Raw genomic sequence first — 21,468 nt, 5'->3', positions numbered from 1 at the left:
AAGAAGGAGTTATTCTATTTCAGAATAACTCCTTTCTCTTTATCCCATACATCATACCACTTTTCAAGGAGAAAATTATGGAAGGAACAAACAAGCAAGATAAGAAATTAAACGTAGAGATATGGTACGACATAGCGTGCCCCTACTGCTATATCGGCGAACGCAGATTCGCCCAGGCATTGAAAAACTTCATTCACCGCGACGAGGTAAATGTACAATTCCGAGCTTTCGAGCTGAATCCTGATGCTCCCAAGGACACCGAACTGTCTATGCTGGAAGAAGCCAGGGGCAATGGCGATGCCGAAAGCATCATGACCATGAAGCATTTGCACGAGGTAAAAGACTATGCAGCCCAAGATGGACTAGACTATGATATAGAACATATCAAGCGTGTCAGCACCCATGATGCACACCGACTGGCTGTATTGGCCGATGTATATGGGAAGCGGGCGGAACTTCTGGAAACCTTATTCCATGCTTATTTCATCGAAGCCAAGAATGTAGCCGACCATCAGGTACTGACCGTAGCTGCTGCCGAAGTAGGCTTGCCTGCCGACGAAGTACAGGTAGTCCTGACCAGCAATCGCTACGAGGAAGAGGTGAGACAAGAGGAAGAAGATGCCTGGAAGATTCAGTTCGAATACATCCCTGCCTATGTAGTCAACCGCCAATTCAATATCAACGGTGCAAAATCGGTAGGCGAAATATTGCAATTACTCGAAAATGCCTATGAAGGCAAAGCCCCGGATGCCGATGCCGACACCGACGGCAATGCTTGTGGCATACACGGTTGCAACTAAGAATATCTCTCAATGTGAGTTGGAGACATGGCTGTCTTTGGCCCTCATTGAGGGATTTTTGCGTCATCGTCCAGCTTATAGTACTCCTGTACTACGATTCTATCTTGTGTAAAAAAGTTCCAATTACCGATTTTTTCTGCCAAATCATCTTCGGGGTCATCGTAGAAAGATATGTTCCCTTCTTCTGCCAATGAGCCTGTCGGATAGTAGATTCGAGCATGGACAAGATTCTTTCGCCCAACCACGATAGGATGTTGGGACAGTGTGTCATAGACTATACTATCTAACAGTCCACTCGTTTCAAGAGAGTGGATATAGTTTATGATTTTCCGATGCTGAGAAGCAGACAGCTTTAATGCCTTACCTCTGTCCCACTCGCCTATCAGCGGATGAAAAGTATTGGCCGTATCAAAATCCTTGAGATAGTACAACTCGTAATTATCACTATCGTAAGCCATATAGTAAAAGCGGATGCCCTCAAACAAATAACCATCATTATCGGCAACCATTCCCATCTCATTCAGTCCCTTGGGTAACTGCCCATGAGCGGCCTTGAAGTTTCCTATCATCTGGACGATGCGGTCACCCGATGCCATCGCACGCTGTTCTGCCGTTGCTATACGGTAGGACACCACGGCTACTGCGCATAAAAGGGCTAGCAGCCCCATCCAGAGCACATTCTTCTTCATATTGCAAATATAATGATTATCAACAACATATCACATTCTCTCATGCCTTTATGTAAGAGATTTACACCATAATATGCTGTTGCCTTTGGCAAGTACTAAATAAATTTGCTATATTTGCAGTTACAAAAGGATTAAAAATGACAGATACAAACGCTATATATTCACTACCGGCAGAGTGGTACGAACAGAGTGCCATTCAATTGACGTGGCCACATGAGGACACTGACTGGAAACCTTATTTGGCTGAAATCACTGACACCTTCGTGCAAATGGCCCGTGTCATCACCCTGCACGAAAAACTACTGGTGGTGGCATCCGATGTTTCCAAGGTGCAAAGATTGCTACAGGGCGAATTGACGGCGGCGCAAATAGAGCGTATAATCTTCTTCGAATGCCCTACAAACGACACATGGACACGCGACCACGGAGCTATCACACTCCTGCGTAACGACCACCCGATACTCTTGGATTACAAGTTTAACGGCTGGGGAGAGAAATTCAAATGGGAAAAAGACAACGCCATTACCCGGCAGCTGGCAGAGCATGGCATACTCCAGGGCACGCTCGAAGACCATACCGACTTCGTGCTTGAAGGTGGAAGCATTGAGAGCGACGGTGCAGGGACGGTGTTTACCACTTCGCAATGCCTGTTAGCTCCACACCGCAACCAACCGCTTACGCAGACAGAGATAGAGCAACGACTTCGCCAGCAGCTGCATGCCGAACGCATCGTATGGCTGGATTACGGCAATTTGGTAGGCGATGATACCGATGGGCATATCGACACCATCGTGCGCTGTGCTCCCAATGACACCTTATTATATATAGGATGTGACGACGAGAGCGACGAGCAATATGCTGATTTCAAGGCACTCGAAGGGCAGCTGCAAACGCTTCGGACTGCCGAGGGACAGCCTTACCGACTCCTGAGGCTGCCCATGCCCACTGCCATCTACGACGACGGAGAGCGGCTACCTGCCACTTATGCCAACTTCGTGATACTCAACGGTGTTGTCATCTGCCCAACCTATGCCCAACCTAAACACGACAAACAGGCTATGGAGACCATCCGACAGGCCTTTCCCGAATACGAGATAGTGGGCATTGATGCCCGTACCGTCATCCGGCAACACGGGTCGTTGCACTGTCTGACAATGCAATATCCTGCCGGAGTCGTTTAAAATTCACCCCCTATTAATTTCTACAACACATGAGAGAAATCAGAATCGGATTCCTACAGCAACACAATGTGGCCGACGTGCAAGACAACATATCGCGCATTGCTACCGAAATAGCCGACCTGGCACGCCGAGGCGCCCAGCTCATCATCCTACAGGAGTTGCACAACTCGCTCTACTTCTGCCAAGTAGAAGATGTTGCCAATTTCGATTTGGCAGAACCAATACCCGGACCGTCAACCGACTTCTACAGTCAGCTGGCACGCCAGTATGGTGTCGTCATCGTCACCTCGCTTTTCGAGAAACGCGCGCCTGGCCTTTACCACAACACGGCTGTGGTGATAGAGAAAGACGGCAGCATTGCCGGAAAGTATCGCAAGATGCACATACCCGATGACCCTGCCTACTACGAGAAATTCTATTTTACCCCCGGCGACCTTGGCTTCCATCCCATCCAGACCTCTGTCGGCAAACTGGGAGTCCTGGTTTGTTGGGATCAATGGTATCCCGAAGCTGCCCGTCTCATGGCATTGCAGGGAGCAGACATGCTCATCTACCCCACAGCCATAGGCTATGCAGCCAGTGACAATGCCGACGAACAGCAGCGGCAACGTGAAGCCTGGACCACCGTCATGCGAGGACATGCCGTTGCCAACGGACTGCCTGTAGTGGCAGTCAATCGCGTAGGCTTCGAGCCCGACCCTTCCGGACAGACCGAAGGAATCCAATTCTGGGGGTCAAGTTTCGTTGCCGGACCACAAGGAGAGATACATTACCGTGCCTGCGACGACGATGAAGAGAGCATCGTCATGGATATTGACCTCGACCACAGCGAGGATGTGCGCCGTTGGTGGCCTTTCCTTCGCGACCGCCGTATCGACCATTATGGCGACATCACGAAACGGTTTATAGACTGAGACGTCCCGTGCCTCGCTGGCAAATGACAATTTAAGATATTCCCTGAAAAAGTTTCAGGGAATATTTTGTTTATATCTGTTTTTTATTTACATTTGACTCCGAGTTCCATTTAATCTAAACGAACATGAAAAAAATCTTTCTTTTGAGTCTCATCGCACTTAGCTCATTGACCATGAGTGCACAGGGCACGATTGATTCTGCCAAAGTCAAAGCCGCCGACAAACTGCTCGAACAATATGTACGTCTCTTTGCCGACCAGAAGTTCAAACAGTCTGGCGAAGTCATGCAGGAACGCCTGAATATGCTGAAAGCAGCCGGAGACATGCGGAGTAAGAATTATGCTCTGTCGTTAGTACAACTGGGGAAATGCCAGTATCGCCTTGAACAGATAGAAAAGGCTGTAGTCAGTGCCCAGGAAGCAGTCGACATTTATGGTAAGCACGTCAGCAACGACGATGCACAATACGCTTTCTTGCTCGACAACCTGGCACTCTATCAGGGCTCGGCTAAAGATACGAAATCTGCATTGGACAACTCTAAGAAGGCATTGCAAATCTATGAAACTAAATTAGAGAACAATCACGACATGGCAGTGATACTGATGCACGTGGCCGAAAACTCATCGTACGAGGGTTTGCATGCCGATGCCGTGAAGTATGAGTTGCGTGCGCTGGGCGTACTGAAACAACTCTATGGCGAGCATTCCCAGCAATATCTCGAAGAAGTGCCCTACCTGGAGAAATATTACAAGATGAACGACGAGATGGATAAGGCCAGCAAACTGGCAGAACGCATCAAGACACTCACCGAGGAAACCAATGCGGGCAAGGCCGACCTGCCTCCCATGATGGAATTTAAGACCGCCGAAGAGTGCACACAACATAAGAACGACATGCTCAGATACTGCAACTACTACCTGAATCACGCCCTGTCTGCCGAGCAAATGGGCGATGCCGGACAATATATTTTCCGTTGGATAGCCACCACAGACCTCATCAATGTCTACATAGGAAGCAATGAAGCCAAACTCTTCAATACCGTCACCGGCATGCAATTCATGCCCAGCTATATGGCAGGATGTGCTGTATATGCCATCAAGAACAATACAAAAGAATTCTCGCTCGACCTATACAAATACGCCATCATAGCAGCACTCAACCACTACAGCGCGAATAAGAAGATTCTCAAAAAGCCTGTTAAGGAGATGGATAAATACTTGAATCTCTACGAGAAAAATCCCGATAAATTCTATCAGGAACTGGAAAAGAACTATGCCGAACTACAGAAAGAGCGCAAGGAGACCAAAAGCACCCCCATAACAAACTGAAAATTGAAAAGCGAAAGTGTATCCATTGAACTATCTCCTAAATGAAGTATATAATAAAAAGAGACGATATTCTGAATATCGTCTCTTTTTTGACGTTGCTGCTCTACATCATATCCAGAATACAGACGGTAGTTCACACACCGGCAGCCATATAAATACGACCTACTCCTCCTACCACAACCTACCTTTTCTCCATCTGCCCTGTCAAGAACCAAATATTTTTCACTAACTTTGCAACAAAATGCCAGTCTAAGAGTTATTAAGAGAAAAGATCATTTATCAAAACAAGGACATGACGTAACAGTCGGTCAATGCAGTAAGACTTTGCGTACCACTATTTCCATTCAGTGGTTACACATGCGAATAATACCAGCGTTGACTGTGGGTACAGGCTACGGCCTGATATACTGTGGCCGGCACTGAAGCTATGGCCAAAGGAAAATTGTACACTGTCCAAAACATTTCTTCAGCTATGAAAAGAATACTGACATACATTCTACTCAGCTTGATGCTGCCACTGAGCATGCAAGCCCAAAGTTCCATGAACGACGAACAAGTGATGCGCATTGTAGTACGCGAACACCAGGCAGGTAAGTCGCAAACGCAAATTGTTACCAAGCTCATGCAGAGCGGTGTAGACATATCGCAAATCAGACGCGTGAAGGAACGCTATCAGAAACTTATCAAGAAAAACGGCATGGAAAGCCAAGTGAATGCCGGCATGGGTGAGGCTGAAAGCAGGATGCGCACCAATAATGGAGGAACGGAGAAACTGACCCGCAAACAGGGAAGCAACTTCCAACAGCAGGAATACAACGAGAATGGGGATAGAATGTATAACATTTCAGACAACTTCGGTACCAACGTATATACAAGACATGCGAACATATTGGATGGTGACAGTCTGCTGGTAGAAGAAGAATTGCCTTCTCAACAAAAGAAGACAAAGGTGTTTGGACGAGATATTTTCAATAAGAAGAACCTGACCTTTGAGCCAAACATGAACATTGCAACGCCTCAAAACTATAGACTAGGCCCAGGAGATGCTGTCATTATCGACATTTACGGCGCCTCACAAAAAACCATCAACGCGACGGTATCGCCCGAAGGTGAGGTAACGATAGAAGGATACGGACCTGTGCAGGTATCGGGACTCACCGTGGCACAAGCCAATGCCCGACTCCGCTCGTCAATGGGAACACGATACAGCAGTAGCAAAGTAAAACTGACTGTGGGACAAACCAAGACCATTATGGTCAACGTGATGGGAGAAGTGAAAGCCCCCGGTACCTATACCCTATCGGCTTTCGCCAGTGTGTTCCATGCCATGTATATGGCCGGAGGAACGAACAACTTGGGTACACTGCGAAACATCAAAGTGTATCGCAACAATCGACTCGTAACTGTAGTCGATATCTACGACTACATATTAAACGGCAAACTCACCGGCAACGTAAGATTGGCCGACAATGATGTCATCGTGGTCGGACCATACGATTGCCTTGTCAATATTACAGGAAAGGTAAAACGCCCGATGTTCTATGAGATGAAGAAGAACGAGAGCATGAGCAGTCTGTTGAAATACTCCGGAGGATTTACCGGTGACGCTTATACGAAGGCCGTAAGGGTATTCCGCAAGACCGGCAGAGAGCGTGCAGTATTCAATGTAGAAGAGTTTGACATGGGTACATTCCACATTGCCGACGGCGACTCTGTATGTGTAGACTCCATCTTAGATCGCTATGAGAATACGGTCGAAATCAAAGGTTCGGTATTCCGACCGGGCCTCTATCAATTAGGTGGAAGCATCAACAGCGTGCGAACCCTGATTTCCAGTGCCGAAGGGCTCAAAGAGGATGCTTTCACGGCTCGTGCCGTCTTGCATCGCATGAAAGCAGACCGCACATTGAAAGTCATCAGTGTGGATGTTGAGGGAATCATGAGTGGCAAAGTAGCAGACATTCCTTTGCAGCAGAATGACGTGCTGTTCATCCCCACACGAAACGATATAGCTATTCAGCGCACTATCACCATATCGGGCGAAGTGAAGAATCCGGGAACATACCAGTATGCAGACAATGAAACTTTGGAGGACTTCGTGTTACAGGCCGGTGGCTTGCTCGATGCAGCTTCCACTGTTAAAGTGGACGTGGCACGCCGCATTGTGAATCCTAAAGCTACGACCAACGACAGTATTCTCTCCGAGACTTACAGTTTCGCATTGAAAGACGGTTTCGTCGTAGATGGTACACAAGGTTTCGTACTAGCTCCATTCGACCAGGTATACGTGCGTCGCAGTCCAGGCTTCTCCTTGCCTAAGAATGTCAGAGTAGAAGGAGAAATCATGTTTGCCGGCAGCTACGCACTAGCAAAACAAGGCGAACGATTGAGCGACATTGTGAAAATGGCAGGAGGAGTAACCAATCTGGCTTATACCAGAGGCGCACGTTTGGAACGGCAAATATCCCACGACGAACTTTTGAGGATGCAGAATATCATGAGATTGATAGAATCTCAGAATAGCAGTAAAGATACCTTAGATATAGCAAAGATAGACCTGGGAGATACTTACTATGTAGGAATCGAGCTGGATAAAGCCCTGGCAAATCCCGGAGGTGAGGCCGACATCGTGCTTCGTGAGGGCGACAGACTCATTATCCCCGAATACAATGGAACGGTAAGAGTCAGTGGTAACGTGATGTATCCGAACACCGTAGCCTACCAAAAAGGCAAACGTACAGCCTGGTATATCAACCAAGCCGGTGGCTGGGGACACCGCGCTAAAAAGAACCATACATTTATCATCTATCAAAATGGTACTGTGTCACGCGTCGGCCACGATGCCCCCATCCGTCCCGGATGCGAAATCGTAGTGCCAACCAAGCCAAAACGTACTAGTACAATCTCAGAATGGCTCACTATAGGAACTTCCATCGCCAGTATCGCTACAATGATAGCCTCTATTGCAAATTTGGTGAAATAATATGCCAGACAGAATATTACGCAGTAAAAACCAACGGGACAAGATGTTGCGCAACAACATCTTGTTTTCGAGCATACTCAAGATTATTAGCCTTCTCACCTCTCTCCTCATTGTCCCTGTCACTATCGGCTATCTTAACAATGAGGTCTACGGAGTCTGGATGACTATCACGTCAATACTCTACTGGATAGGAACATTCGACATTGGACTAGGAAACGGAATGAGAAATTATCTCGCAGAAGCAATTTCCAAAAATGACTACCATGCAGGGCAAAGATACATTACCACAACCTTTGTCCTGCTAGGTGGTATTGCCATCTTCATTTTCTTGCTCATATTAGTACCAATGCTCACCATGGACTATAATCGCATGTTTAATACTGACAGTATTGCCAATACAGATTTGCGTGACGCCCTCTTTGTAGCCGTGGTATTTACACTGCTAAATTTCGTATTGCGCAATATTGGCATGATATTCGTGGCCCTGCAAAAATATGCAATCAACGATCTGCTCAATGTTACGAGCAATGTAATATCATTGATCATCATCTATCTACTAACCAAGACTACCACAGGAAACCTACTCTATGTGGTTTTGGCTTATACTTCCACATCAGTCATAATCTATGCGCTCGCTGCTATACCAGTATTCAAACGATACCCAAATCTAAGCCCCAAACGCCATGCTTTTGACACAGGAATAGGAAAGGCCATCATCAGCAAAGGACTAGGTTTCTTTTTCATACAGATTACTAGCTGTCTAGTCATCTTCGGCGCAGCCAACATGTTTATCAACCAGTATTGTGGTCCGACTCAAGTCACGGTGTATAATGTTGCCTATAAATTTTTCAATCTCCTCGTCATCGGATACACTATCGTATTGGCTCCCATGTGGAACGCATACACCGATGCCTACATCAAATGCGACTGGCAATGGATATCCACCACTTTCAACCGAGCTATAAAGATATGGGGACTCTCGGTGCTAGCAGGAATTATCATGCTTGGCATCTGTCCTATCTTTTACCAACTATGGGTAGGAAACAAGGTATCTGTCCCTTTCGCCATATCACTGAGTACACTTGTTTACGTGTGTTTCTTCAATCTTAACAACTGTGCAACCTATCTCATCAATGGACTCAATAAAATAAACGTGCAGATCATTACTTCAATCATCTTTACCGCTTTATATATCATCTCGACCTTTCTTATCGGCAACAAATATGGGACTGAAGGTATCATCTTCTGCATGGCCGTAAGTTATGCTGCTATGAGCGGTATCCACATCTATCAATGCAGACTGATTATCAATCAAAAAGCTAAAGGAATATGGAACAAGTAGTCATGAGTAATAAGATAAGCGTAATAACTGTGGTCTTCAATGATGCCAAGCATATCCGAGATACAATGGAAAGTTTCTTCTCACAAACATGGGAAAACAAGGAATATATTGTAATAGACGGTGGTAGTACAGATGGGACCGCAGACATTATCAAAGAATATCAAAACCGGCTGACCTACTGGTGTTCAGAGAAGGATGGTGGAATATACGATGCCATGAACAAGGGTATTATCCAATGCAACGGAGATTGGATTAATATACTGAATAGTGGAGACACGTATGTCTCTGCCCATGCACTTGAGGATGTTATTAAACAGACAAAAAACATAGCCGAAACAGATGTAATTTACGGAGACAGCATAGAACAGACACCTAGTCATGACGTACACATGAAAGCTTCTTGTGACCCATCACTTATGCAATGGCAGCCCATCTACAGGCATGGATCATCATTGATACGTAGCGAAATGCAGAAGAAGAACTTATTTGATTTATCCCTACTCAACAAATTGGATTTTTCCTTAGATTGGGAAATGATATTCCGAATATATAATAATGGGGCAAGATTTCAATATGTGAATGTCACTATACAGAATTATCAAAAAAGTGGAATTTCAAACCAAATTAAAAAAAGCTTATGGTACAATTATATCATCACTTCACAGGGAAAATTCAAATTTAAGAAAGCACTTTTTTATGTAAAACAACGACTGTCTTTAGCTTTCACATCATCTTTTATTTATGAATGGATAAAAGGGTTCTTTGTAGAATATTGTGTTAATGACATTCTACCGCATATCCCTTTTTGGATATGGAGAAAGATGTATTTGCAATTATTGCAAATGCAGATTGGACAAAAGACCTTTATCATGAAGAGCAATTACATCATTAGTCCCAATAGGATTTCTATTGGTGATTACACACATGTCAACCGTGGATGTCTAATAGATGCACGAGGACATATTACCATTGGAAACAATGTTTCCATTTCACATAACGTCAGTCTAATAACCGGAAGCCACCTAACAGATAGCACTACATTCAAGGCATCCTATAAAAACATTCGAATAGATGATTATGCTTGGCTGGGTATAGGATGTACAATCCTTCAAGGTGTTCACATTGGGGAAGGAGCTGTCGTATGTGCTGGTGCTATTGTAACAAAGTCTGTTGAACCTTATACGATTGTAGCAGGTATCCCTGCAAGAAGAATAGGAATAAGGAATCATAATTTAGGATATCATTGTATCTGGGATTCACCATTTACATAAAAAGCAAACCTATGGAAATAAAGCAAAGTACAAAAGAAATAGATGTCATAGCTCTTATATTAAAAGTACTGGGCAATAAGACAAGTTTAAAAATTTCTGTGGTAGCAAGTGCTATTATAGGAATTATAGTTGCTCTGAATACTCCTAAAAGTTATCAGGCTAATGCGATGTTGGCTCCAGAGCTTGCATCTGGAGGTTTAGGACTTAGTGGGAATATTGCAGATATGGCTTCAAACTTCGGTATTGAACTTGGAAATAAAGCGGCAATGGACGCAATCTATCCGGAGCTATATCCAGACGTTTTCGCATCCACTGATTTCGTCTTGCGCCTTTTTGATATTCCCATAAGATCAAAAGATAATGAACAGGTAAGAACATATAGAACCCACCTTATGACAGAGCAGAAGATTCCATTTTGGAATTATCCTAAAATATGGTTATCAAGACTTCTGACTAAGAAAACTGTAGCTTCTGGCCAAGGAAAGAATGACCCATTTGTTTTATCAAAAGCTGATTATGCCCTATGTGACAATATCCGAAATTCTACGTTGTGCTCAATAGATAAAAAAACAAGTGTAATTACCATTTCTGTTACCGACCAAGATCCACTCGTAGCTGCTATTGTTGCTGATACATTACAAAGCCGACTTCAAGATTATATCACTAATTATCGTACAAAGAAAGCTAGGACAGATTATCAATATTACAAAAGACTAACTTATCAGGCCAAAACTGAGTATCAAAAAGCACAACGACTTTATGCCTCTTACGCTGATACGAATACAGATGTACAGCTGCAATCTTTTCGTTCAAAAATAGACGAAAAAGAAAATGAAATGCAGTTGAAATATAATATATACACACAAGCTGCCGCCCAAATGCATCAGGCACTGGCAAAGATTCAAGAACGCACTCCCGCCTTTACAATGATTCAGAAGCCTGTCATGCCCTATAAAGCTTCTAGCACTCCCCGTTTCCTGATTGTTTTAATTTTCATAATTATAGGAATAGGATTTGATGCAATATGGGTTTTAGGTTTCTCAGACTGGTGGAAGAATAAAAGAAAAAAGAATCAGGCATAATGATATATACTATTCCATATATCCTGCTAATATGTTTTTTGAGCTTAATGGCTCTGCTCTATGATGATACAGAGGACATCAAGCTCAAAAGCCAGTTTATGTGGGCTGCAATCATTATTTTCTTTGTGTTCTTCGGTTTTCGTGGATTCATTCTGAGTGATTGGACAACATATTATCCTTACTTTTATGATTGCGATCTAAATGACATCTTAGAATGGTATCCTGGCTCAGAAGATCATTGGGAACCAGGCTTTACTCTTCTATGCCTTATCTGTAAAAGCATTTTACGAGAATACTTTTTCTTACAGATTGTATGCAGTATCATCGTAACTGGATTGCTACTCAGATTTTTCAGATTGAGAGTAGATAATATTGCGTTAGCACTGATGATATACATTGTCTTTGAAGGTTTGGTCATCAGCACTAATCTGATGAGAAATTCAATTGCTATCGTCATTTTTCTTAACGCAATCCCCTATATAGAACAAAGAAAATTTCTACCATACCTAAGCCTGATTTTACTGGCTATGACATTCCATTTCTCAGCTATAATCTACCTCCCACTATATATCTTCTTCCACATTAGATTCAACAAATGGATATACCTGAGCATTATAATATGTTGCAACGTGATCTATTTAGGTCATATATCAGTTTTTCTACCTATTGCCTCATTATTAGGAATAGACGATTACTTTGCTATGAGAATAAAAGCGTATACAGAGGTCTTTAATACTAGCACAGGACTTTCTATTGGATACTTAGAACGTCTCCTAACCAGCATGCTTGTTTTCTTATATTATAACAAACTCAACGAGGTACGTAAAAATAATGCCGTATTTATTAATGGACTGATTGCATACTTTGTGATGTTTTTCTTTTTCAGTGAATTTCAGGTTTTGAGCAAGCGATTTGCAAATCTGTTTGCTTATGGTTATTGGATTATATGGATAGATTTAATCAAATGTTTTGCTATAGCCAACAATAGAAGACTATTTAAGGCCTTTATATTTATATACTGTGTCATGAGAATGGCAGGTTCTACTTATTTGCCAGACTTTGCTTATGACAATATACTCTTTGGAGCAACATCATACCAAGAACGTTTAAGAATCCATGACAAGACTTTCGAGGAACCAATATAATAACAAAGCAATCACCAAAGCCCATTAATATAACGTAGGAAAACTTATCAATCCATCAATTCCTTGTATATTTCGAGGTGTGCCTGTGTACACCTTTCCCATGAAAACTGCACTACCCGCTGGTCTCCTAAGCGAATTAGCTCATCTCGCTGTTGATTATCAGAAATGAGATGCATCATGCAGTTGCAACATTCTTCAATACTTTTTGCATTAAAATATAGCGCAGCATTCCCCGCAATTTCAGGGAAACAGCTACAATCAGACAAAATAACCGGACAATGGCAACTCCATGCTTCTAAAATAGGCATGCCAAACCCTTCATATAAGCTTGGAAATACAAACGTAATTGCATCACGATAAAGTTGTTTCATCATTACCTCGTTTGCCTTAATATGTATCACTTTATCAGAAATTCCTAATTTTGCGAACATTTCCATTTCCTCTGCTGTAAATCTTTCTGATGTACATACCAAGCATACATCCTCTTTCTGAGACAACAAGCTAAAGGCCTGAATAAAAAGTTTGAAATTTTTATATTCTGTACGCCGCCCCACATACAAGATATAAGGACGCTCCACAAGGCGTTGGTGGGGTAATAAACTCATATCAGGCATTTCTATTCCATGATAAATGACACGCACTTTCTTCTCATGTCCAGGAAACAATTCAAGTAAGTCTTTTTGTGTATTCGCACTGACAGCTATAATAGCCTGTGCCCTATCTAAGGACTTTCTTTGCCTCTCCACAATTTCAGGATGAGGGTCTATGGTAGAAAGATTGGAGTCATGATACGTTGTAACCATAGGTTTATTACCTAATGCAGCAAAACAGAAGGTTCCAAAATTGGTCTGATGGTATACATCAAAATTCTGTCGTCTCATTACCATATTGGTATATGGCCTATTAAGGTAATCCGCCAATATAGCCTGTCCTCGAAAACGATATGGGTATGTTTTGAATAAACCTAAAGATTTAACATATTCATTACTAGAAAAGAGAGAAGTGGTCTCCCATAAGTCAGGAGACATATTGGCTAGTAACATCGAGAAATATTTGGATGCTCCACCAAAAACATAATTAAAAATCTGATGGTCGAATAAAACTTTCATATTTTTTTCAATATAACGAGATTACAAGATTTATATTTCGACATCATACTGTTTTTTTGTATCTTTGTTGGCATAATCTAGCTAAAAATATTCGAGTGGACACAAAAGCTGCACTTCTCATTATACTCTATAATCCAAAAGAATCTGATTTTGCTCATCTGCAAAAACTAGCCTCTCTATATGATGGGGTGGTAGTAGATAACTCATCACAACCACTCCCGCAATATTCCTTTGGAAGGTTCAAATATCACTGTTTTGGTCAGAATCGGGGAATTGCTTTTGCACATAATTATGGGCTAAGAATTATCATGCAAGATCCAACTATTACCCATGTAGTCATCCTAGACCAAGATTCGCGCGTTCCAACACAGTATATACCCCAAATTATATCTTATTTTCAATCTATCAATCATGAGGTTGGACACCTTGCCGCACTAGGACCAACAATTATACAGAAGTATACACAAGAAGTATACCAATCGGCCATTTTTCGAGATCAATACTTAACCCCCCAGTTTATCAAGCGTAATGAAATCATTGCATCGGGTGCTTGTATCAGCATTGAGGCTTTTCGAAATGTAGGACTAGAAGATGAAAGGCTATTCATTGACTTTGTTGATAGCGAATGGTGTTTCAGAGCATGGAATAAGGGATGGAAATGCGGTATCACACCTTGCTTACAGCTCAAACACATGGTAGGAAGAGGAGAATTGCATATTGGTAGCCATATCATTTCTTTATCTGCACCTTTCAGATATTACTATCAATATAGAAATCTCTTACTGCTCTGGCGTAGAAAATATGTCCCCATCCGATTCAAGATCAACTGGACTATAAAATTCATTTTACGATTCCTTTATTTTCCACTCTTTGTAAACAAGGGATGGCAATGTTGGAAGTTTATGTACCGCGGAATATGGCATGGGATTATGGGCAAAACAGGTATTGCATATTTTAACAATTCTAAAAAATCATGATATCAGTATGTATAGCTACCTATAATGGTGGAAAATATATCCAAGACCAAATCAGGTCTATCATTACACAGCTTTCACCAGAAGATGAAATCATTATCTCGGACGATGGTTCAACTGATAATACAATAGAGAAAATCCAAGAACTCAATGTTAGTAAGATCAAGATTATCTATAATTATCAAACACACGGGTATACCTCCAACTTTGAGAACGCCATAAGAGCAGCAAAGGGTGAGTACATATTTCTGGCAGATCAAGACGATGTCTGGATGCCCACTAAAGTAAAAGTGTGTATGGAAACTTTGAAAAAATATGATTTGGTAGTTTCTGATGCAAAGATAACAGACTCTAACATGAATATTATATTTTCTTCGTTTTATGAACAACGTGGAAATTATAGAAGCTTGATTGGAAATCTTCTGAAATTTGGTTATCTGGGATGTTGCCTTGCATTCAGGAGTTCCATATTACATATGGCATTGCCTTTCCCATCCAATCACAGACTTTGTACTCACGACAACTGGTTATTTCTAATAGGTAAGACCTTCTATCATTCATGTATCCTTGACAAACCCCTCATTTATTATCGTAGACATAAGAATACAACTTCAACAGGTCATAATCCCGGACACAACTCCATCGGCTTCATGCTACGCTATCGCTTGTATCTGATATGGAACTTAATATGTCGAACATGGAGACGTAACAAACAACTTAACCAATTCCAGAATAGAAATACATAGGAATTACAATTAGAAGCAAAAAATCACTTCATAAGATAGAATTGCTGAGTATATGAATAGATTACACCACATTTCTCAAAATCTCAATTCAAACAATTTGAATATATACTTCAATCCTATAAAAAAGGGATTAGTATATATTCCATTTTCTCGACAAGCTCTTGCATCTTCAATAAGTAGCGTATAGCGACTTCCCATATTCTTAGTACTTGCACCTCCTATTCTCATTGTGACAAAATCCATAGCTATATAACGTGCATTGGTATTAAACTTCTTGAATATCCTGACCATCATCTCAAAGTCGGCTCCTATCTTATAATCGGTTTTATATAATCCCACTCTATGGTATACTTCCCTCCGAACATAAAATGAGGGATGGGCAGGCATGAAACCAAAACGTAGCAAAAAAGGCTGAAACATTGCAGAAGAATAATATCTTATAATTTTGTCAGGTATTCCATTACGAATAAAGTGTATATCTCCGTATACAGCATCAATTGTTTTATCACTAAACTCTTTCACAAAACTTTCTACTACAGTATCCGACGTAAAATAATCATCAGAATTTAAAATCCCCACAATGTCGCCTGTAGACATTTTAATTCCTTTATTCATAGCGTCATAAATTCCATTATCTTTTTCTGAAATCCAACGTAGTTTCCCCTGAAAGATATCTTCGTAATGCTTAATAACATCAACAGTACCATCACTTGATTCGCCATCTATTATCAAATATTCTATATCAGAATATGTTTGCTTGAATACAGATTCAATTGTATCAGGCAAAGTCAATTTACTATTAAAAGTAGCAGTAATTATCGAAACTTTCATATATACTGTTTTATCTGAAAACTATATCTTTCTTTATTTATTGCATGAGAAAGTCTACTTTTCCGCTTCTTCTATACAATATTATGCACTTAATGGAGTTTTACAACCATATCATTTAAACTATATTCGGATATATGGACAACTATCTAATATTAACTCTCACCGCTTTTTTAGTAAGTTCCCTATGCGGTTTCCTTTTTATTCCCATCATTCTAAATTATTGCAAACAAGAGAAAATATACGATATACCAAATTCCCGTAAAGTCCATAAAGTAGCCGTACCAAGATTAGGAGGAATCTCATTTCTACCTTCCATGCTTATTGCAACCCTATTTGCCTTGTTTTTTTTAAGCTATCAATATAAGACAACACGCGTACCAATCAATATTTGGTCGCTTTCTTTTATATTTAGCCTACTCATTATTTATGCAACTGGAATTATTGACGACCTCATTGGAGTCGGGGCTAAAATAAAATTCACCACACAGATAATAGCTGCAACTATTCTTCCTCTATCGGGACTCTACATTAACAATCTCTACGGCCTATTTGGCATTTATGACATACCATTTTGGTTTGGAGTTCCTCTCACTATATTCGTAATAGTATTCATAGACAATTCTATAAACTTGATTGATGGGATTGATGGTCTTTCAGCTGGACTCTCCTTCATTGCATTAAACGGCTTTCTTTATTACTTTCTCAGAGAAGGCCTTATCGTTTACGGCATTCTTATAGGTGCCCTTATGGGGGTACTACTGGCATTCAGCTATTTCAACATATTCGGAAAGGTCGACAGCAAAAAAATATTTATGGGAGATTCAGGAAGCCTTACTCTTGGGTTCATACTTGGATTCGCTTTTGTAAAATATTCGATGTATAATCCTACTATAGGACTATTCGATGCAACTCGTATGCCTACTGTCTATACTCTGCTTATCGTACCTGTCTTTGATACTGCACGAGTCATTTTGTTACGAATACACCTTCAGGCGCCAATCTTTGATGCTGACAAGAATCATATTCATCATAAACTCATGCAACTAGGTCTCTCTCAACATCGCTCACTTATTGTGATTTTAACATTGGCTATATTCTATATACTTATCAATAATATTCTCTTTTCGATAATAGGCTTTACTGGCATTGTTTTAATTGACATTGCCATATATACACTATTCCACTGCACACTCAACTATTACCGTATACACCACCATACCAGATAAATTATGAAAAGAGTCATAGATTTTCTGCTCGCCACCTTATGCCTCTTCTTATTTACACCTCTTATAGCACTTTGCGCCATAGCCATTTACCGCGAAGACCGACTTCCTATCTTTTTTAAGCAAGAACGTATCGGACTACACGGTAAGCCTTTCTATATATATAAATTCCGTAGTATGAAAACCAATACTGAATCTAACGGACCAGAACTTTCCAACGCAGAAGAAGATATACGTACTACCAAAACTGGCAAATTCCTACGCAACCATCATCTCGACGAACTACCACAGCTTTGGAATGTCTTTATTGGTGACATGTCATTTGTCGGCCCTCGCCCCGAACGCAAGTTTTATATTGACCAGATTATGAAGCACGACCCGCGCTACCCTCTCCTTTATCAGATTAGACCGGGGGTAACGTCTTATGCCACACTCTACAATGGCTATACCGACACTATGGAAAAGATGCTCAACCGTCTGGAGCTCGACCTTTACTATCTGGAGCATCGCTCGTGGTGGTTCGACATCAAGATTTTAGCAAAAACATTCCTGAATATCGCTATTGGTAAGATATTCTAGCCTTCTAAAATCTTTTCAGTGTCAGCCTCAGCTTCTTGTTTTTCAGTACAAACGTACTGCCTTTGAGTTTCTCTACAGTAAAGGTATCAGTCAATGCCATGATACCGTAAGGAGCGAGTTGGTTTATTTCTGTCACCTTTATATCTCCTTTTTCCCGGTCAGAGATGTATGGTTCTGATACCATGAGCTGCTTTTGCTCATGCTGGAAACGCAACACTATCTCCGGATTTCTACCACTGCGGTCAACCACAGCCATCAGACGATGCTGGAACGACCAGAATATCAATTCATCGGACAGGTCGACCACACTGCCGGTAGACAACGTTTCCATTTGCTCCAGATGCCAAAAGCCATCCAAATCCCCATTGTCCGAAGTTTCAACCTCACAGGAAACAAACAGGCTTGCCATCAAAGTGACAAGCATATATCTTGAAAAACACTTCTTCATTTTATCTTCCTCCTCCCAAATTAAACAATCCTCTTTTTATCACAGTTAATTGTAAACCGTAGTTATGACCTCGGACAGAACCTATATCCATGCCATAGCTGCCCCGAACCAACCAGCCCTTACGCAATCTAGCTGACACTTCGGCCAACATGCTCACATTGCTTCGACGCACCGTATAGGGATGGGCATACGTACCCAAACATGCCTGATACGTTCCCAGAATGCGATAATCAAGATTATCGGTGGGCGAACCGGAGAGACCTAAGTGTAAAGCTCTGAAACGATTATCTTTCACTTCTATTTTTCCATCCGCACTATATATAGGTGAAAGATACAACGGATTACCTATTACCTGCCCCCAATGCTGCCATCCTGTGTACACATGGTGGTTGTAATAATTGTCTATTCCCCCAATATGGTCGCTGATAGACTGGGTGTGATCATGATAGACAGGCCCACTTTGATAGCGTGTATTCAGATATTCCAGCACGATAGTATGCAGCCACCAACCACGTTTCAACTGCAATTCAGCACCTAACATCACGTCCTGAAAATCATAGAGGAGATAACGACGTTGTCGCCTTACATTCCAATCCTCACCAGTACCATAGCCGTCATAATCTAGCTGAAACATTGACGAGTGGTCTTCGAAATACTTATCGGCATATATAGAAAATCGCCAATCAGTAGCATCATAGTTCAGTCTTGCCATCCAAGAACCCAACTGGTTTCCTTCGGCATTCTGATACACAGTACCTTGCTCTATCGTCTCTGCCCCACCAGGAATGAAAGCCTTCCAAAAAGACTTCGGTCTGCTGCTGCTTTTCACTGTCGCCAGCGTTCCGTCATCTTGCATGATGTGAGATGTTCCACCAAAGGTTGCAGCCATTTCTAATCCCAGCTCCAATGACAAAGGCATAAATCGGTCGGGATTTCCTATCATCAGATAGCCGGCTTTGCTATGATACAACACATCGTCGGCATAGCGCGAACGTTTTTTAGTGAAGTCATGCTGCCACCCGTCATCAGTCATTCGCCCATAGGCAACATGTCCTTTGATACGCAACCAACCATCAGTTAAGGGTAATATCCAATATTCCGGCAACGATAAGCGTACCTGAGGCACCGGTCTGGCATTGATACCCAATGTCTGCGAACCACTGCTCAAGGCATTATTACGCAGCTGCATCGGTTCCTGCTTACTACCGACTGTCAACAATCCATGCAGCCATCTCACCTCGGCAAAAGCCTGCTGCACCACCAAATGACTGGTATAACGCCAAGGTACGGCCACATCAAGACCATACCCCAATCCCCATCGACGTACGGAATCAGCCCTCAACGGTCTCATCACCCCCATTCGCAAATAGCCATTCTCCCTGTCAAGCGACGAAAGCCCATACTTGTTGGCATTCAGCCACAACGGCGTCCGACCTTTTGAAAACGAAGTTTGCATTTCTACTTGATAGCCTAATTGTTCAAACGGCTTTAATACACCTACTCCATCGTCCCACTCTCCGGCTGATGCCGGCAAGGCAAACAATGCTGTCAATACCAGACAAGCATATCGTTTTGTCTTCATGTGTTTCATACTAAGCGTATAACGACTTTACACCTTATTTATTATATCAGAAGCAAAGAGACATATAAATACGATATTCACCTTTAGGGAAAATCCCCCACTGCATAGGGAAAAACCTTTTTCAACCTCATATATTCTTCGTTTCTTTGCATCAGATAAATAAACGAATAGAACAAATTAAAATATAAGATTATGAAAAAGTTGATATTAGCCCTTGTAGTTCTGCTGACAACAGCAGTTTCTGCCAACGCAATGAGCTATCAGCAAGCTCGCGAACAGGCTCTCTTCTTGACAGACAAGATGGCTTATGAGCTTAATCTGACCGACGAGCAGTATGAGGCTGCCTATGAAATAAATCTCGACTACCTGCTGGGAGTGACTGACCATAGCAGCTTGTACGGAACATATTGGACTCAACGCAATATGGACCTAAGCTATATTCTGCTCGACTGGCAATATCAAGCATACTGTGCAGCCAACTATTTCTATCGCCCACTCTATTGGGATGGAGGATACTGGCACTTCGGCATATACGCCCGCTACCCACGGCGCGACTACTTCTACTTCGGCCGTCCACACTTCTACACCGTCTATCGTGGCGGACATAGCTGGCGGATGAATGGCGGTCGTTCATGGTACAGAGAGCGTGTATGGGGTGGTCCGGACAATAGAAGATTTGGAATGCGCGACGGTTTCAACCGTGGAGACTTCGGTCGCAGTCGCAGCTTCGGCAATCGTAGCTATGGAGGACGAGACTTTGGCAATCGCCGCTACGACTATAACGAGCGTAGAATGGATATGGACCGCGAGCGAATGAACAACGGAAGTCGTGGTGTATTCAACAGAACGAATGTAGAACGCAGCGACATGCAACAGAGAGAAAATCGCTCATTCGGTGGACGTAGCGACATGCAGCAAAGGCCAACACGCTCTTTTGGAAACCGTAACGACGGTCAGATGCCAAACTCACCGCGCTCATTCGGCAGTCGTGGCGGCATGCAACAACCTCCTACCCGCTCATTTGGCGGACGCAGCGAGATGAGTCGTCCTGAAAGCAGCACTCGTACAACCGTGCACCAAGGTGGATTCGGTAGCATGCGCAACAACTTCAATAGCAGCTCAAGCGCTCCCAGCCGCATGTTTAGTCCCCGTTCCGGCTCAGCAGGACAATCTGCTCCCAATCGTTCTTCCGGCAACTTCGGTGGTGGCGGACATTTCGGACACAGATAAATGACCAACAA

19 protein-coding genes are annotated in these 21,468 nt (G+C 42.4%); 14 read left to right on the top strand and 5 right to left on the bottom strand.

The window, feature by feature from the left end; all coding sequences use genetic code 11:
• The first annotated feature begins 77 nt into the window (after positions 1-77).
• Positions 78-800 carry a DsbA family oxidoreductase gene (locus ACZ42L_RS00940; RefSeq protein WP_464703187.1) on the top strand — a complete coding sequence of 241 codons (723 nt, stop codon included), beginning with the start codon at positions 78-80 and terminating at the stop codon, positions 798-800.
• Positions 801-844: 44 nt separating this feature from the next.
• Here the strand turns inward: ACZ42L_RS00940 and ACZ42L_RS00935 are convergent, their stop codons facing one another.
• On the bottom strand, positions 845-1,489 hold the full coding sequence (locus ACZ42L_RS00935; RefSeq protein ID WP_464699897.1) for a hypothetical protein: 645 nt from the start codon (positions 1,487-1,489) through the stop codon (positions 845-847).
• A gap of 137 nt (positions 1,490-1,626) precedes the next feature.
• Between ACZ42L_RS00935 and ACZ42L_RS00930 the strand changes: the two genes are divergently transcribed.
• The 8 genes from ACZ42L_RS00930 (at position 1,627) to ACZ42L_RS00895 (ending at position 12,735) form a co-directional block, all read left to right on the top strand.
• Positions 1,627-2,670: an agmatine deiminase family protein gene (locus ACZ42L_RS00930; protein ID WP_464716368.1), complete on the top strand. Its 1,044-nt coding sequence runs from the start codon at positions 1,627-1,629 to the stop codon at positions 2,668-2,670.
• 29 nt (positions 2,671-2,699) lie between these two features.
• On the top strand, positions 2,700-3,584 hold the full coding sequence (locus ACZ42L_RS00925) for a carbon-nitrogen hydrolase (protein ID WP_464699893.1): 885 nt from the start codon (positions 2,700-2,702) through the stop codon (positions 3,582-3,584).
• A gap of 125 nt (positions 3,585-3,709) precedes the next feature.
• On the top strand, positions 3,710-4,912 hold the full coding sequence (locus ACZ42L_RS00920) for a tetratricopeptide repeat protein (protein ID WP_464716367.1): 1,203 nt from the start codon (positions 3,710-3,712) through the stop codon (positions 4,910-4,912).
• Between the two features lie 472 nt (positions 4,913-5,384).
• On the top strand, positions 5,385-7,895 hold the full coding sequence (locus ACZ42L_RS00915; RefSeq protein WP_464716366.1) for an SLBB domain-containing protein: 2,511 nt from the start codon (positions 5,385-5,387) through the stop codon (positions 7,893-7,895).
• A 1-nt stretch (position 7,896) separates the two neighbouring features.
• Complete coding sequence (locus ACZ42L_RS00910; protein ID WP_464699890.1) at positions 7,897-9,237, top strand: lipopolysaccharide biosynthesis protein; 1,341 nt, start codon at positions 7,897-7,899, stop codon at positions 9,235-9,237.
• Positions 9,225-10,508, top strand: coding sequence for a glycosyltransferase (locus ACZ42L_RS00905; RefSeq protein WP_464716365.1), 1,284 nt, complete (start codon positions 9,225-9,227; stop codon positions 10,506-10,508). The genes ACZ42L_RS00910 and ACZ42L_RS00905 overlap by 13 nt, the downstream gene beginning before the upstream one ends.
• Positions 10,509-10,519: 11 nt before the next feature.
• Positions 10,520-11,590 (top strand): chain-length determining protein, encoded by a 1,071-nt coding sequence (locus tag ACZ42L_RS00900; RefSeq protein WP_464716364.1) that lies wholly within the window; start codon positions 10,520-10,522, stop codon positions 11,588-11,590.
• On the top strand, positions 11,590-12,735 hold the full coding sequence (locus ACZ42L_RS00895; protein ID WP_464699887.1) for an EpsG family protein: 1,146 nt from the start codon (positions 11,590-11,592) through the stop codon (positions 12,733-12,735). The genes ACZ42L_RS00900 and ACZ42L_RS00895 overlap by 1 nt, the downstream gene beginning before the upstream one ends.
• Before the next feature lie 47 nt (positions 12,736-12,782).
• On the opposite strand, the gene ACZ42L_RS00890 is transcribed toward ACZ42L_RS00895, so the two are convergent.
• The gene (locus ACZ42L_RS00890) at positions 12,783-13,844 is read right to left on the bottom strand and encodes a glycosyltransferase family 4 protein (RefSeq protein WP_464699885.1); all 1,062 of its coding nucleotides are present in this window, start codon (positions 13,842-13,844) and stop codon (positions 12,783-12,785) included.
• Between the two features lie 95 nt (positions 13,845-13,939).
• Here ACZ42L_RS00890 and ACZ42L_RS00885 point away from each other — a divergent pair, with 95 nt between their 5' ends.
• Both ACZ42L_RS00885 and ACZ42L_RS00880 read left to right on the top strand, forming a co-directional pair.
• Positions 13,940-14,821 carry a glycosyltransferase family protein gene (locus ACZ42L_RS00885; protein ID WP_464699883.1) on the top strand — a complete coding sequence of 294 codons (882 nt, stop codon included), beginning with the start codon at positions 13,940-13,942 and terminating at the stop codon, positions 14,819-14,821.
• Positions 14,818-15,564 (top strand): glycosyltransferase, encoded by a 747-nt coding sequence (locus tag ACZ42L_RS00880; protein ID WP_464699881.1) that lies wholly within the window; start codon positions 14,818-14,820, stop codon positions 15,562-15,564. The genes ACZ42L_RS00885 and ACZ42L_RS00880 overlap by 4 nt, the downstream gene beginning before the upstream one ends.
• A gap of 75 nt (positions 15,565-15,639) precedes the next feature.
• Here ACZ42L_RS00880 and ACZ42L_RS00875 read toward each other — a convergent pair whose 3' ends face one another.
• Complete coding sequence (locus tag ACZ42L_RS00875; protein WP_464699879.1) at positions 15,640-16,395, bottom strand: glycosyltransferase family 2 protein; 756 nt, start codon at positions 16,393-16,395, stop codon at positions 15,640-15,642.
• A gap of 134 nt (positions 16,396-16,529) precedes the next feature.
• Between ACZ42L_RS00875 and ACZ42L_RS00870 the strand changes: the two genes are divergently transcribed.
• Together ACZ42L_RS00870 and ACZ42L_RS00865 are read left to right on the top strand one after the other, a co-directional pair.
• A complete protein-coding gene (locus tag ACZ42L_RS00870; protein ID WP_464699877.1) occupies positions 16,530-17,621 on the top strand; it encodes an MraY family glycosyltransferase in 1,092 nt (363 codons plus the stop codon).
• Between the two features lie 3 nt (positions 17,622-17,624).
• A complete protein-coding gene (locus tag ACZ42L_RS00865) occupies positions 17,625-18,197 on the top strand; it encodes a sugar transferase (protein ID WP_464699875.1) in 573 nt (190 codons plus the stop codon).
• A 4-nt stretch (positions 18,198-18,201) separates the two neighbouring features.
• On the opposite strand, the gene ACZ42L_RS00860 is transcribed toward ACZ42L_RS00865, so the two are convergent.
• Together ACZ42L_RS00860 and ACZ42L_RS00855 are read right to left on the bottom strand one after the other, a co-directional pair.
• Positions 18,202-18,645: a lipocalin-like domain-containing protein gene (locus ACZ42L_RS00860; RefSeq protein WP_464699874.1), complete on the bottom strand. Its 444-nt coding sequence runs from the start codon at positions 18,643-18,645 to the stop codon at positions 18,202-18,204.
• A gap of 1 nt (position 18,646) precedes the next feature.
• Entirely contained in the window at positions 18,647-20,236 is a 1,590-nt protein-coding gene (locus tag ACZ42L_RS00855) for a capsule assembly Wzi family protein (RefSeq protein ID WP_464716363.1), read from the bottom strand.
• Positions 20,237-20,419: 183 nt separating this feature from the next.
• Here ACZ42L_RS00855 and ACZ42L_RS00850 point away from each other — a divergent pair, with 183 nt between their 5' ends.
• The gene (locus ACZ42L_RS00850) at positions 20,420-21,457 is read left to right on the top strand and encodes a hypothetical protein (RefSeq protein WP_464699871.1); all 1,038 of its coding nucleotides are present in this window, start codon (positions 20,420-20,422) and stop codon (positions 21,455-21,457) included.
• Positions 21,458-21,468 lie beyond the last annotated feature (11 nt).

The sequence above is a fragment of the Prevotella mikamonis genome, from assembly GCF_055381405.1.
This window is presented reverse-complemented; position numbering and strand designations above follow the sequence as displayed.